At 40.3% G+C, this 14,722-nt stretch carries 10 protein-coding genes; 2 read left to right on the forward strand and 8 right to left on the reverse strand.

Features of this window, described 5'->3' with window-relative positions:
• Positions 1–321: 321 nt before the first annotated feature.
• The 7 genes from H6G97_RS08660 to H6G97_RS08690 form a co-directional block, all read right to left on the reverse strand.
• Entirely contained in the window at positions 322–3,942 is a 3,621-nt protein-coding gene (locus tag H6G97_RS08660) for a response regulator (protein ID WP_190940229.1), read from the reverse strand.
• A gap of 608 nt (positions 3,943–4,550) precedes the next feature.
• The gene (locus H6G97_RS08665; RefSeq protein WP_190940230.1) at positions 4,551–5,462 is read right to left on the reverse strand and encodes a hypothetical protein; all 912 of its coding nucleotides are present in this window, start codon (positions 5,460–5,462) and stop codon (positions 4,551–4,553) included.
• 48 nt (positions 5,463–5,510) lie between these two features.
• A complete protein-coding gene (locus H6G97_RS08670) occupies positions 5,511–5,789 on the reverse strand; it encodes a GlsB/YeaQ/YmgE family stress response membrane protein (protein WP_190940231.1) in 279 nt (92 codons plus the stop codon).
• A 410-nt stretch (positions 5,790–6,199) separates the two neighbouring features.
• On the reverse strand, positions 6,200–6,970 hold the full coding sequence (locus tag H6G97_RS08675; RefSeq protein WP_190940232.1) for a hypothetical protein: 771 nt from the start codon (positions 6,968–6,970) through the stop codon (positions 6,200–6,202).
• Between the two features lie 459 nt (positions 6,971–7,429).
• A complete protein-coding gene (locus H6G97_RS08680; protein WP_190940233.1) occupies positions 7,430–10,231 on the reverse strand; it encodes a GAF domain-containing sensor histidine kinase in 2,802 nt (933 codons plus the stop codon).
• 558 nt (positions 10,232–10,789) lie between these two features.
• Positions 10,790–11,260, reverse strand: a complete 471-nt coding sequence (locus tag H6G97_RS08685) for an NADAR family protein (RefSeq protein ID WP_190940234.1) — start codon at positions 11,258–11,260, stop codon at positions 10,790–10,792.
• Between the two features lie 86 nt (positions 11,261–11,346).
• On the reverse strand, positions 11,347–11,598 hold the full coding sequence (locus H6G97_RS08690; RefSeq protein WP_242054852.1) for a hypothetical protein: 252 nt from the start codon (positions 11,596–11,598) through the stop codon (positions 11,347–11,349).
• Between the two features lie 432 nt (positions 11,599–12,030).
• Here H6G97_RS08690 and H6G97_RS08695 point away from each other — a divergent pair, with 432 nt between their 5' ends.
• Both H6G97_RS08695 and H6G97_RS52295 read left to right on the forward strand, forming a co-directional pair.
• Complete coding sequence (locus H6G97_RS08695; protein ID WP_242054853.1) at positions 12,031–12,846, forward strand: type I restriction endonuclease; 816 nt, start codon at positions 12,031–12,033, stop codon at positions 12,844–12,846.
• Positions 12,847–13,073: 227 nt separating this feature from the next.
• On the forward strand, positions 13,074–13,241 hold the full coding sequence (locus tag H6G97_RS52295; protein WP_242054854.1) for a hypothetical protein: 168 nt from the start codon (positions 13,074–13,076) through the stop codon (positions 13,239–13,241).
• A gap of 374 nt (positions 13,242–13,615) precedes the next feature.
• Here H6G97_RS52295 and acsF read toward each other — a convergent pair whose 3' ends face one another.
• Positions 13,616–14,692: a magnesium-protoporphyrin IX monomethyl ester (oxidative) cyclase gene (gene acsF / locus H6G97_RS08700; protein WP_190940235.1), complete on the reverse strand. Its 1,077-nt coding sequence runs from the start codon at positions 14,690–14,692 to the stop codon at positions 13,616–13,618.
• Positions 14,693–14,722: the final 30 nt, after the last annotated feature.

A 14,722-nucleotide genomic window follows, 5' to 3' on the forward strand; every position in this document is an offset into this window, starting at 1 on the left:
ACAGTGTGGGTTTTTAGTTGCCCTAAATAAAATTTATAGAAAACTCTTTCTCCCCCTGCCTCCCCTGCTCCCAATACGGTTGGGTTAAAGGGGAAAGGTTTTGAATACATGAATACATCCTTTACTTTAGGACTACCCCTTTCAAGGTGACTCGTAAAATAAGATTGTTTTTTCTCAGCGCTCTCTGCGCCTCTGTGGTTTAAAAGTAATTTCTTTAACCGCAGAGGCACAGAGAACACAGAGTAAAAAGCTTAAAGAGGAATTTATTGACCAAAATTTTTACCCACCTTGAAAGGGCTAACTTTACCCTTCCCCCCTCCCTTACCGATACAGCCAAACCCGGAGTAGTGAAAGCAGTTGCTCAGTATCTACAGGTTTGGTAATGTAGTCAGAGGCTCCAGCTTCGATGCACTTTTCCTTGTCACCTGGCATGGCTTTGGCGGTTAAAGCAATGATTGGTAGTGAGCGAAACTGTTGCTGTTGGCGGATGGCGCGGGTGGTTTCATAGCCGTCCATTTCCGACATCATGATATCCATCAAAACTATATTAATTTCAGGATGAGTCTGCAACTTCTCTATACCATCTATGCCATTTTCGGCAAATAGGACTTGCATTTGATAGCTTTCTAAAAAGCTGGTAAGGGCAAAAATATTTCGGAGATCATCATCTACAATCAAAATTTTCCGATTAGCTAGCACCGGATCAGTTTGATGTAGTTGCTCAAGCATTTGGCGCTTTGGTGGGGGCAAGTTTGCTTGTACCCGATGTAAAAATAGGGCAGTTTCGTCTAATAACCGCTCTGGCGATCGCACATTTTTAATGATAATTGTTTCTGCTAGCCCTCGCAGTTGGGTTTCTTCTTGTCGGCTGAGTTCTTTGCCAGTGTAAACAATGATCGGCAATTTCAAAAGTCTGGGTTCAAGCTTTATCTGTTCAATTAGTGTAAATCCGCTCATATCGGGTAGACCCAGATCCAACACCATACAATCAAAGTGATGCGATCGCAAAATCGAGAGGGCTTCTGCTCCCGTACCCACTGCTGTACTCTGGACATCGCCGTTACCGATCAGTTCGATAATACTTTGGGCTTGTACGGGATCATCTTCTACGATGAGAAGATTTTTTACCTGACGCTCAATAAAGCCTTTAATCTCAGTTAATACCTGAGTTAGTCCTTCTGGAGAAACGGGTTTTTGTAGATAGGTAATCGCTCCTAAGTTTAATCCCCGTTGCTGTCTTTCATCAACAGAAAGGATGTGTACTGGTATATGTCTGGTATCTGGCTTATGCTTCAAACGATCCAGCACTGTCCAACCATCCATCTCTGGCATGTGGATATCTAGCATAATCGCATCGGGTTTAAATTGTTGCGCGAGTGCTAGACCTTGTTTACTATGTAAGGCGACGATGGTTTTAAAGCCTTGCTCACGAGCCATATCTAGTAAGATACGAGCGAATTTATCGTCATCCTCGATAATTAGTAAAATGCGATCGCCTGGTTGAATTATTTCCCGATCATCTGGAATTTCGATCGGCGAGATAGTGAGTATTTTCCCACTTTGTAAAGTATCTATCACATTTGTATTTTCCACCATCGGCACTTCTTTTATGGTCGATGCTGTGCGGATGGAGGTGGTTGGCTCAAGGGATAGCGTGGGGAGAATATTTTTACTATTCTTTTCCTGTCGCCTAGGCAAGTAGAGGATGAAGGTGCTTCCCTGTCCTGGTTGGCTGACTAGTTCAATTCTCCCTCCTAACAGTTGAGCCAATTCACGGCTGATGGACAAGCCCAAACCAGTCCCCCCATACTTGCGGCTGGTTGTGCCATCTGCCTGTTGAAATGCCTCGAAAATAATCTTCTGCTTTTCAAGAGGAATGCCAATGCCTGTATCGCTGACGGCAAAAGCAATCATCGGATTATCAGCTTCGGCTGCTTCAGATGCTATGTTAATTTTTAACTTCACGCCTCCCTGTTCCGTAAATTTAAAGGCGTTAGCTAAGAGATTTTTCAGCACTTGTTGCAGACGTTTAGAGTCGTTATAAATTGTTGGGGGCAACTTCTCATCACGTTCAATAACGAAACTGAGTTCTTTATTGTGGGCAAGTTGCCGAAAAGTCTGCTCTAGAGATGTCTCCAAATCTGCAAAATCAATTTGCTCGATATCGAGCAACATCGTACCCGACTCAATTTTGGCCAAATCTAGAATGTCATTAATCAACTCCAGCAAGTCTGTCCCAGCTGAGTAAATAGTCCGGCTGTACTCTACCTGTTTATCGGTCAAATTGTTCAAAGAATTATCTGCTAGCAACCTCGCTAAAATTAACAGGCTATTTAGCGGTGTCCGTAGCTCGTGGGACATATTTGCCAGAAATTCCGACTTATATTTAGAAGACAAAGCCAGTTGTTCGGCTTTTTCTTCGAAAGACTGCCTTGCTCGCTCAACTTCTTGGTTTTTGCGAGCAACTTCCCGATTTTGGATTTCTAACAATTCTGCCTTTTCTTCCAGCTCCTCATTGAGTTGTTGTAATTCTTCGTTAGACTGCTTGACAAGAAATTGTGATTCCTCTAACTCGTTCGCCTGTTCTTCTAGGCGTTGATTGCTTTGTTGTAGTTCTGCTGTTAAAGCGACAGACTCTTCAAGTAGTTGCTGAGTTTGGAATTGTGAGGCGATGTTATTTAAAAATACACCGAGAATTTCACTTAATTGCTCTAAAAATGTCAGATGCAGAGGGCTGAAAGGGGTAAAAGAGGCAAGTTCAATTACGGCATTCACCTCTGTCTCAAACAGTATAGGCAAAACAATAATATTCAGCGGTGGCGCTTCTCCCAAGCCGGAACTGATGTGGATATAATCACTAGGAACTTCTGTAAGGAGGATTCTTTTTTTTTCTAGGGCGCATTGCCCCACCAGTCCCTCACCCAAGCGAAACTGATTTGCTACGTTTTTCCGTTCTTTATAAGCATAACTATTGAACAACTTCAGCGTCGGCTGGTCGTCTATAGACTCCAGCGCATAAAAAACGCCCTGCGATGCCCCAACCAGTGGTGCTAAATTCGACAAGATCAGGCTAGATACACTTTCTAGATTTCGCTGCCCTTGGAGCATCTGAGTAAATTCAGCCAAGTTAGACTTTAGCCAGTTTTGCTCGTCATTTTTTTTAATTGTGTTTCGCAGATTAACGATCATCTGGTTAAAGGTGCGCGTCAACACACCAATTTCATCTTGGCGATCGCTATTTGGTAAACTCACCGATAAATCTCCATCCGCCATTTTTTCTGCCAAATCAGAAACTTGCTTCAGCGGTACTGAGATATGTCTGGTTAGAGCGAATCCGATCAAAGCTAAGATCAAAGAAAATAAGGGAATACTATAGACAATGCTGGCGATCATTTGCCGAGCAGCTGCTTGTGCTTTCCTAGAACGCTGTTGCAGAAGTATGTTCTCCTCAGCTTTCATCGCCTGGATAATTTTCTGGATCTTATCCATCAGTTGCTTACCCTGATCTGTCAGGATAGCTTTCTGGGCAAGTTCCAAGTTTTGGACTTCCCGTAGCTTGATGACATCTTTCATTACAGCCATTCTCTCTGTTAGCAGTGGCTGCAAAATATCAAGCCGATTTTGTTGGTTGGGGTTATCTTCTGTTAACCTCTGAAGTTGCCTAAATTTTTGATTTAGTAATTGAATGGCGGCGTTATAAGGTTCTAAATAGCGCTGTTCTCCAGTAATAATGTAACCACGTTGTCCAGTCTCAGCATTTGTCAGTTGCAAGTTGAGTTCTTCAAGCTGACTTAACACTTGATAGGTATGGTTTTCTTTGCGGGAAGTTTCAATTAAATCATTGGTGCTTTGGTAAGAGATTAGACCAATAGTGGCCAGAGTTGCCAAACTCAGGGCAAAACTTACTCCAATCTTGCTTCCAATCTTCAAACGGTTCAACATTATTCCAGGCAGGTATTCAAATTATTTCTGTTTTTGAGATTATTGTGATTATGTTTTAACTATCCAAAAAAATCTGGGAACTGTCTAGTTTTTTCGCACGCCAGATGTTACCAGTTGTATTTTATATATTTTTATAAATGTAACATTGTTTTAAATAAATATAATATGTTCTATCATTGCGACTAAAGCGAAGCAATCACCAAGTTTCTGGGATTGCTTCTTTACGAGACGCTCCGCGAACACTCGCAATGACATCTTATATTTATTTAATCATCCCTACCTACTTAAATCACTTGACGTAAATCAATTAAAGTTTGTAGTAATGACTTTAGCCCTGAAAATCCTTGTTTTGAACAATAAATCGCTCAAAACAAGGATTGTATTTTTCATTAAGACACAATTCATACAAATGGTAAATGTAGTGGCTTTGGTGGTTGAATCTAACATCAATGCCATTGTACGTTACTATAAAGATTAACCTTTCAAAAGGTAACTAAATGCTAGTATAAATATATAATATATATCATATATATATACTTAAGCTATAAATTTCCGCTAAAACACCCAATCATGATATATCGTCAAATTAACATGAACTTGAGGTTTAACTAAAAATTTGTAGTAATCTGGCGATCGCTTCTAGCGGTATCAAGTTTAGATGGGCTATAGATACTAAAATGTTGAATCTTGTTACTCTCTAAAATAGCTCTTGCACCTGCTATATAGATATCAGTGCCTTTTAAAACTACTAAGTAACGATCAAGATTCAAATGATGCTTATAATATCTGGCTAGCTCATCAGGGATTCCTAAATTAGTGTAGTTATCTTGAAACCCACTAATATCGACCTCAAAAATATCACTTAGATTGCTTATATTTTTAGCAATCATCGATACTTGGCTCATTGGAAAGCCGGCGGTTGTCAGTTCAGCAAGCGCTCTTTTTGCATCTTGGCACGAATAAAAAACACCAAGTGCGTGTTTGTAACGACTATTCGGAGTCGAGTATGGCTCATAAACATCCCACTGTTGAATATTACGGCCATTAATAATCCTTTTAGCAAGGCGAATTTCTGTGTCTATGCCGGTTACTATCACTAGATAGTAACCTTTACAGATGAGATCGCTGTAACCTTGTACTTGCCTTTCAGAAATTCCCAAATTTAGCAACAAAGCAGGCAAACTACTTGCTAAAGTGGTAGCGATCGCTGTTGCTTCTACCCCGGCGAGAATGACTTGGCCTATACCGGGGATTACCCAAAGGGCTAAATTGGTCAATAAGCCAGTCAAACCACCTAAATCACCATTCTTAACGGCTCCAACAGCATCGTGTGAGGACATATTGCCAGTGTATTCTTCAACTTCAACACTAGCAATATCACTTTGTTCTTCTGCATTCCGTGCAATTACAGAAACTTTGTGCATTGGAAAATTAGAAGCTTTTAGATCCTGAAGTACCACTTGTGCATCGGAACACTTAGCGAAAACTCCTATAGTTCTTCGCTCTTTTTCTAATGTCATTTTATCGGTTTATTGCACCTAGAAGTGATTCCCAAGAGTATGAGGTAATTACGCGGCTCGACGGGTCACTAAACCCCACAGGAAAATCAGTATCATAGCGCCAATCACAGCAAATAAAATGCTTCCCAAGGATAAAGCTCCTACAGATGCGCCTGCTGCGGCACTACTTCCGAGCAATAGTTGGCCCAAATAACCCCCGAATACTGCTCCCAGGATTCCTAATATAATCGTGGAGAGAATACCGCCGCCTTGGGTTCCTGGATAAAATAACTTAGCTAGCGCACCTGCAATTAAACCCAAAACCAACCAAGCAATAATGTTACCCATAAAATTTCTCCTTCGTGAGAACGTGCTTCGTTTTCTCTTTGACTTTTTTATATTAAAGTTTGTCTATAAAATTTCTGATCTATCTAGAGAACTAATATCAAAAATCTTTAGATATTATTTTAATACTCATTAGGTTATCTTTGAGAAGACCACAGATACCAACTTCTTAGAGGATGTTTGTCAAGTCTACCGTTGTATCGAGATTCTCCCGAACAAGCCTTACAAAAAGGGAGGGTATAATCCTTTCCAAGTCCTCCAATTTATCGGAGGATTTGGGAGGAATATCTTAAGTTTTGCATACCTCAGCTACCACCTTTTAAACATCCTTTTAAATAAGCGGGAGATATTGTTTCTTACCAAGTATTTAGAAGCGTTATGGTTCGATTATTGAGAAGTAATACTTATTTCGTTCAAAAAAACAATTTGAATCGTGCTAGCTGGTTTTCAAGGGTTCCTGTCAGGATTTTATTTAGTTCTGTAATGTCTTGGAATTGCAAAATTTGCTGTGTAGGTAAGTCAAAAGGGAATTGACCTTCAATGTCTGGACGTTGCATTTGCGCTAATATAATTTGTTCAGACCGCTTACTTTGGATGGCATAGCCAATCTCAATGCAAACATTGGGACTAGGAATTAATTGCGAGGTTTCTTTACTATCAATACTAGCAATGGGCGTGGTGTCGGCTATAAATAACAAACTTCTACGAATTTTTCGCATAATTGTGCGGTTGATTCGTACAGTAGCACCGCTAGGACGAGAGGATTCTACTAATGTTAAAGGAAGGCGCGATCGCAAGTTTAAAGTTTCCAAACTTTTTCGCAGTTCTTCCTTGAGAGCATTGGTCGCTGCTGCATACTCAGTTTGATAAGATAAAAAAATCGTTGGTTCTAACTGAGCCAACAGCGCCTGCTTGGTAAAATAAATTTCATGACTAATTAAGTCAATGTTAGCGACACAATAGCCACCACTGCCTTCAATATAAAATTCAATATTTTCCCCCTCTAGATAGCGCCCAAACCAAATTGATTTCTTAACTTCCTCGCTTTCTTCCAAAAAGTCTGCTCGCAATGCCGATCTCAGCAGGCTTTTTTTGCTTAAGCGAATGTCTGGCGGACGTTTTTCCAATTCTGGAATCGGCTCGTAATCCTGTAGATACCACGCTCTAAGCGCAATAATTGACATAAGGCGCTATTTGAATTGTTTTTCAATATTTAGCTTAGTATAATTTAAGACCCAAAGCAGTCCCTCTTGAAGACTTATCTCTAAACACAACAACACCCAAACCTCTACTCGCTGAACTATCTCCTCTCGTTCTTTATCCTAAATTAGGGATGTACTAACTTTCATCACTTCTGTAAACAAGTATGAAAATCAATTACAGCGCCCTCTAATCTCCCATATTTGAGGAAATAGCAGTTTTCGCGTTGGGTGTTGCTGTGTTTTTACGAGACAGATGTAAGTTAAACAGCGTCTTTTACCTCTTACTACATTCCAAACGCAGTTGTTATATCTGCCAGGGAAGCTTGCTTTATAGCTTCAATTATTAAATTATCACTTGTGGATGCAAGGGATTTTTTTTGCAACCAAACTTTACTTTTTGATGATTTTTAATCCCAGTAGCACAGTTGTGCTAACTTACCTCTAGTGAACTATTTTCTCTGGAGGCTTGATGGGAATTTCAATCCAGAACTCTGTACCTTTCCCAGGTTCGGAAATGCACTTCATTATTCCCCCATGTTTTTCAACAATAATTTGATAGCTGATTGCTAGCCCTAATCCTGTACCTTTGCCCACAGGTTTGGTAGTGTAAAACGGGTCAAAAATTCGCTTTTTAACCTCTTCAGTCATTCCGGGCCCATTGTCACTAATACGAATCAACAGCTGAGAATTATCTGTCGAGACTTTAGTGAAAATGTGAATAGTGGGGATTGGGCATTGAAAAGAGGCAGAGGGGCCGGGTGCGGGGAGCTGGGGAGAAAATTCTCTCTTCCTCTCTGCTCCCATTCGGCTACGCTCATGCCAAGCCTGCTCCCTAATTCCCATGTCCAAAGCATCTATGGCATTGCTGAAAATATTCATAAATACCTGATTCATTTGACCGGCATAACATTCTACCCGTGGGATGTTGCCATAGTCTTTGATTACTTCAATACGTGGAAATTCAGCATTTCCTTTTAAGCGATGTTGCAAAATTAATAAAGTATTGTCAATGCCTTCATGCACATCAACACGCTTGTTTTCAGCCTCATCCAAGCGAGAAAAATTGCGTAACGACAAGACTATTGAGCGAATGCGATCGCTTCCTACTTGCATTGATGCCATGATTTTTGGGAGGTCTTCTACCAAAAATTCAAAATCGATTGCTTCGATGGCGGTGCTAATTTCACTATGAGGATGGGGATAATGTACCTGATAGAGATGTAAAATTTTTAGTAGTTGTTCGGTGTAGTCGCTGGCGTGGCACAGATTACCGTAGATAAAGTTAATGGGGTTATTGATTTCGTGGGCAACACCTGCTACTAACTGTCCTAAGCCAGACATTTTTTCGGTCTGAATCAATCTTGTTTGTGTTTCTTGGAGTTGATGTAGGGCATACTCTAACTGAGCAGCTTGATTTCTGGCTTCAATTTCAGCATTACAGGTTTGTTCGTAGAGTTGTGCTTGTTGAATGGCGATCGCAGCCTGAACTCCTAACTGTTGCAATAAATTAATCTCTGCATCCTGCCAATTTCTGGGAGCTTCACACTCATGAGCAATTATTAAGCCCCATAGTTCCAAACCTATATTAATCGGAACTATTAAGTTTGCTTGCACTTGCAGGCTCTGCAAAAACTCTCGATGACAATCGCTTAAAGAAGCCGTCGCAATGTTATTAATTGCCCTGACTCTGCCCTGAAAATATGAACGCGTATAGTCCTCAGGAAAGCATTCTGGTGGTGGGTTGACTCCCAAAACTGACTGCCAATTACCATTTATCTCTTCTACAATTACCGATTTACTCTTCAACTCAAAAATCAGCACTCGGTCTGAATTTAGCAGGGGGCGGACTTCCCGAACAATAGATTGCAGGGTTGTCTGCAAGTCTAATGTGCGGCGGATATGCTCTGTAACTTGCTTGAGTACTTTGGTAAATAGTAATGATTTTTCGAGTTCAGCGGTTTGCTCTTGCACCCGTAGTTCTAGGTTGGCATTCATGGCTTGTACCTGTCTATACATTTGCTGCTGCTGAATTGCCATTGAGAAATGCTCGTACAAGGCTTGTGCCAATAAGATATCTTCCGGCTTCCACTCAGGTGATTGCCCCTTTTTTTGCTCTTGCCATACATCAAAGGAAAGCTGGGGTAACAATTGTCGCTGATTTTGCTCGCATCGCCCCGCCCACAAGATTTCTGTTTCAAATTCAGAGCGAAAAATAGTTAATACACCGATAAATTCTTCGCGGTAATGTAAAGGAATTACCATGATTCCACGAATTTGAGTAGAACGGAACGCTATAGCCAAAACTCGCAAATGTGGTTCTTTGTAGAGGTCAGAGGTTGTCCAAATATTACCTTGTTGACACTCAGTCATCCAGCTTTTCCATAAGGGATGCTGTTCAATAATACTGTTATCTAACTTATAAGGGAGTATCGGTTGGTCGCCCCAGGTGTATAGTTCCCCAGTCTGTTCAACGTAAAGTCTGCCACCTACGCCAGCAAAGGCAGCAATAACTTCTTCTAGCGCTCCCTGCAATTGGATTGTCGGCAGTTTATGCAATAGGGTGGTTACTCGGTTAATAGTCGCTTCTCGCTCTTGCTTGGCGCGGACTGTAGTGAGTAGATTACTTTGAGCGATCGCGATCGCTACCTGGTCAGCAACTTGCTGTAATACATTCACTTCTCGCTTCAAAATCTCTCGCGGTTCACTTTGGTGAGATACCAATAATCCCCACAATTTAGGCTTTGCCGATTGTTCATGTGGGTCGCAATGTAAAATTGGCACTACCAACGAAGACTGCACACCCATTGCCTTTAGGTATTGAATATGACATGGGTCTACTTGTCGATAATAGATATTAGTTTTTAGACGTTTGCCAGTTTCTTTTGAATATAGAGACGATAGCCCGATCTTCTCGTTTGCCACATCTACAATCGAACGTTGCCCAGCTAACAAAAACATCTCTCTGGCGGCTTCTGGAATATCATGGACTGGGAAACGCAGCCCTAATAAGGATGGCAGACGTTGCTCATAAATAGATTCAGCAATGACTTCACCACTACCATCAGCATCAAAGCGATACACCTTTACCCGATCTGCACCCAAAAATAAACGCACTTCACTAACGGTAGTCGTTAATATCTCTTGAAGGTCGAGCGATCGCCTGATCTGTTTTATCATCCGGTGCAGTAAACTTTTTTGATCTAAGCTTTGCTGCAACCCATTTGGTTTATCGGTAAGTCCCATCGCCTATATACACCATGACTGAAGTATAATTTTTTATATAAAATTGCCCACGATCATAAATTTCCAATTTACAATGCCTTGATTTTCATCCAATTTCAATGAATTTTTGCTAAAAATGCGTTGCTAGGGCTGTACATTTATTGCAAATATTTTTGGAAATGGATTAGAGGATATTTGAAAAGTGTCAGATATTTTGCTTGATCCCCGTAGTTCTTCTAAAGTGGATTTAGGCAGATATCAAACTGCTATATTATTAAAGGCTTTTCAAGTTTCATCTCAAGTCTAAAGTTAAGAAAATTTTAATCATTGACATCTAGTTTTAATTTTATATTCTCAATCATTAAACTATTCCAGTAATTTTACTTAAATTAGGGCTTTAATAATTTCGTGAAATTAATAATATTTTTTCCCATTTTTGCCCATTAATTTAATAAATTAAGATTTCTGGAAATGAATAACTAAATTATTAGTAATTTTTTAAAATCTTTTTGACTGGGGAATTTTACTATTCCCCGTTTAATCGCTGACTTTATGTTGAATGTAATTATTTTGATTAAATTATTCGTAAATTACTGTTAAAGATAGTAAATTACGGATTTCTTCACGCACACTCATGAGGGTTTTACCGAGATGGTTTTGGCCGGCTTTATTAGCACCACAGCCCCAGAAGGCATCGGTTGGGGAGTTTTCAACCAAAATCTCATTACCCGTCATCAGGAGAACTTCTCTAATATCAGCATGAGTGAGAAACTTTTTGAGTACAGCTTCTCGCATAATTTGAGTTTTGACTAAATTCCAGTCTCGACGGAGTTGGCGAGTGCTACATCTTCCCAAACTTGCAGCCTCTTCTGGGGTAGCAGCGGCATGGATAAGGGGTATAATTGCCGCATCTGCACTGTCTACAAACTTTTGTGCTTGATAATAATGCTCAACCGTTGGCCAGTAAGTACCCTCAATGTGGATTCCGTGGGGAGAAAAGTTAGAAAAACAGCCATAAGGCTGCCAAACCTTATAAAAGTAAATGGTCATTTGAAAATTGCTCTTTTATATATCAACTTCAGGGTAACTGAAAGTTTAGGGTTCAAAACTCTTCATTTGGATAAAGGGTTTTAACATCAGGTCACGGGAATCACTTTACACAATTCTTGGAACAGCAGGTTTACTACTTTACTCATCAGTTTTCCCTGGATGTGTTTACCACCTAGCAGCTTCTCACCTTGTTCGCTTACATTACCCTTAAGTGAGTCGCGGTAGTGAATCAATTCTCTGGTCAATTCGTTTTCTGGTAACCTTCCAGTCTCCACGCCAGTCAGCACAATACTGCCACAAGTTAATTCTACACAGTGAGGAACCACTGGGTTTTTCAACTAAACCATCACCGGACTGTTCTAAGACACTACCCATCCCTAACCTCATTTTGAAAGTGTCGCGGCTGCGGTTACGTTTAATTCGTTTGGTATCATCGGTTAAACGTCGGATTGTCGTTTGAGTGTGAACAGTCATGAGTGTTACAGGCTGGTACTTATTTGGGAATACTTTTATAGGAGTGATAAACACAGGACTTACGCAAAATTATGAAAAAACGAACCGCATACTCTTACGGAGAAGCAAGCTACGCGCAGCGTCTCGTTAGAGAAGACGCAAAGGACGCAAAGGAATAAGAGTTTCAGAGAGTTTTTGCGTAAGTCCTAAAAGAAAGCGATCGCGCTAACACTTTCAATTTATACATCATCTTACAATCACTCCTATTTGATAAACGAAATGTATTAATAATCACTGGTGTACTAGGAGTAAGCAATATGGGATTCACTGAAGATATTGTCAAGCTGTCTGAACAAGTGCGCAAGCGATTTGACCAAGTTATTGGCGAAGAAGCTACTAAGATGGCGCTGATTGTTCCTTTTTTGAGCGCTCTTGGCTACAATGTCTATGATCCTAGCGAAGTCATGCCGGAATATGTAGCAGATTTTGCTATCAAAAAAGCAGGGCAGTTTGAAAAGGTAGATTACGCTTTAGCTATTAACAATAATATAGTTATGCTCGTAGAAGCAAAAGCCCGTGGTCAAAAATCTGAAGCACATGATGGGCAATTGAGCCGCTATTTTAATGGACTTTTGACAACAAAAGTAGCTATTGTCACTAATGGGGTTGAGTACCGTTTCTTTACGGATTTGCGTGATAAAAATGTAATGGACAAGGAGCCATTTTTTACTTTTAATATTCTGGAATATGATACCAAAGATATTGATAATCTCAAATTTTTTCATCGTGATAATTTTGAGGTTACAGCTATTACCAACCATGCTGAGGAAATGGTTTATGTAAAAGGCATGACTCAGCTTCTAGGAAATCTTTTACGTTCTCCTTCTGAAGAATTTGTTCGCTTTTTAGTGGCTGAACTTGGTACAATTGCCCTTAGCTATGAAATTCAAGGTCGAATTACTGGTAAAGTTATTGATAAATTTAAACCAATTGTTAAAAAGTCGATTCAGGGAAGTTTAGTAGAGTTAATGACTCGCTCACTTAGCCAAGAAATAACTCAGCCTGTTGAACTTGAAGTAGAACAAGAGATTGAAGAAGAGGAAAACAACAAGAATCTCAAGAATCGAAAATAGTAACAACTGCTGAAGAAATCGAAGCTTTTGAAAAAATTAAAGCAATTACGCAAAGTTCAAAAAGCTACAATTTTGATCTCCAATACAAAGATACTGCTTCGTACTTTGGTATCAATCTTGGCAAAAGTACTTGGTGGTTTCTGCGGCTGTATCTATCTTCGCAGAAAAAAAGTTTTATTACTCGGCTAAATGTAGATGAAGTAAAGTCTCTAGCTTCAAATTTTGAAGTGCAAGAGGTAACAGCTTCTCTGGGAGATGCCGCATCAAAAGTAATTATTTCTTCTGTCAGTGATTTCGATAAGCTGACATCACTGATTCTCAGATGTTATGAGGCAGAAGCAGCCAAGCATCAAGCATTAACCTCAAATGTAATCGGCATGGAAAAATCAGCTTAACTCAAGGTATCAACTGCCAAAGTACACCTAGTTTACTATCTTTGTGCTGTCTCCCATTCTGAGTTTTGAATATTTGTTGACAAATGCAGATTGGGAATAACAGCATACTCAAAAAGCAACTTTGTTAAACTAATTTTTTTATCAAATTTGATTTCTGTCTACCAGCAAATTAGCGATCGCAGTACTAATCGGTTAACCTGTAAGATTTACAAATTATGTCACCGTGGTATTCCCAAAAAGCTCGTACAGCTTCGGGGTCTAATTTAACTGCTTAGACCTATTGACGAATAGTACCCCTTAAGGTGGTATTTTCGATAAAAAAAGTGGCTCTGCAACCAGCAGAACCACTAAAGCTTTCGCAAACCTGTTATAACTTAACGAACTACCCCGTGAGTAGAAACAGTATCAATCGGTTTTATCAGGTACAGGCGTAATAACTGCAAGCCATTGGAGATGTAAAGCGGCAGCTTTTGGAAGAATTGCAGGAATTTAGGAGTGTTGGAGTTAGCGATCGCACTTAACTTTTCATTATTGCTTATACAAGTATCCAACCGCTGATAAAACTCTGGATTCTCTACATCCAGCATGAGTGGGAACACTCTACCTGCGTTCTCGTTGGTCTTCTTAATTACATGGATGTCGTATTCTCGCGCATCTAATCCAAGGGTGGCATAAAAGTCTTTCCGTTGGATGTCATTAAGATACATTGTCGCAAACACCGACAACAGGAAGAACCGACTCCACAGCCGTGCTTTCCAATCATTCAACATTTGCGGCTGAGATTTCATGATCGCATCAAAGAAATCGCCGTGACGGTTTTCATCCTGACACCAGTTCTCAAAGAACCGGAAGATTGGATAAACCCGGTCTTCGGGATGTGCTTCTAAATGGCGATAAATGGTGATATAGCGCCAATAACCGATCTTCTCAGACAGATAAGTAGCGTAGAAGATGAATTTCGGTTTAAAGAAGGTATAACTGCGGCTCTTTGTCAAAAACCCTAAATCTAGGGAGAGATTAAAGTCCGACAAAGCTTTGTTCAAAAAGCCAGCGTGACGTGCTTCATCCCGTGACATCAGGTTAAAGCACTCTGCCAAGACGGGGCTTTTTCCTTTCAAGCGACGGCCAAGTTCTTTATACAGCAAAAATCCGGAAAACTCTGCCGTACAGGAACGTTCTAGAAATTCAACAAACAACTTGCGAGTTTCCCCGTCAATATGATCCCAGGATTGTTCAAACTCGGCATCCCGAACAAAGTGATGGCGGTTGTAGTCAGTGCGGAACTCTTCGAGAATGGCTTGTAACTCGTCTTCGTTGACGGAGATATCCATCCGCGCCATTTCATCAAAATCGGTAGTATAAAACCGAGGTGTTAACAGGGTTTCTTTCGCTGGGGCTTTAATCCCTGGCCGGATTTCTTCAAAGCCTGGTTTTTTGAGGGAATCTACCATGTCTTGATTGCTCTTTCGTCTTTATTATCT

This window comes from Nostoc flagelliforme FACHB-838 (genome assembly GCF_014698065.1).
In the GTDB taxonomy this organism is placed as follows: domain Bacteria; phylum Cyanobacteriota; class Cyanobacteriia; order Cyanobacteriales; family Nostocaceae; genus Nostoc; species Nostoc flagelliforme_B.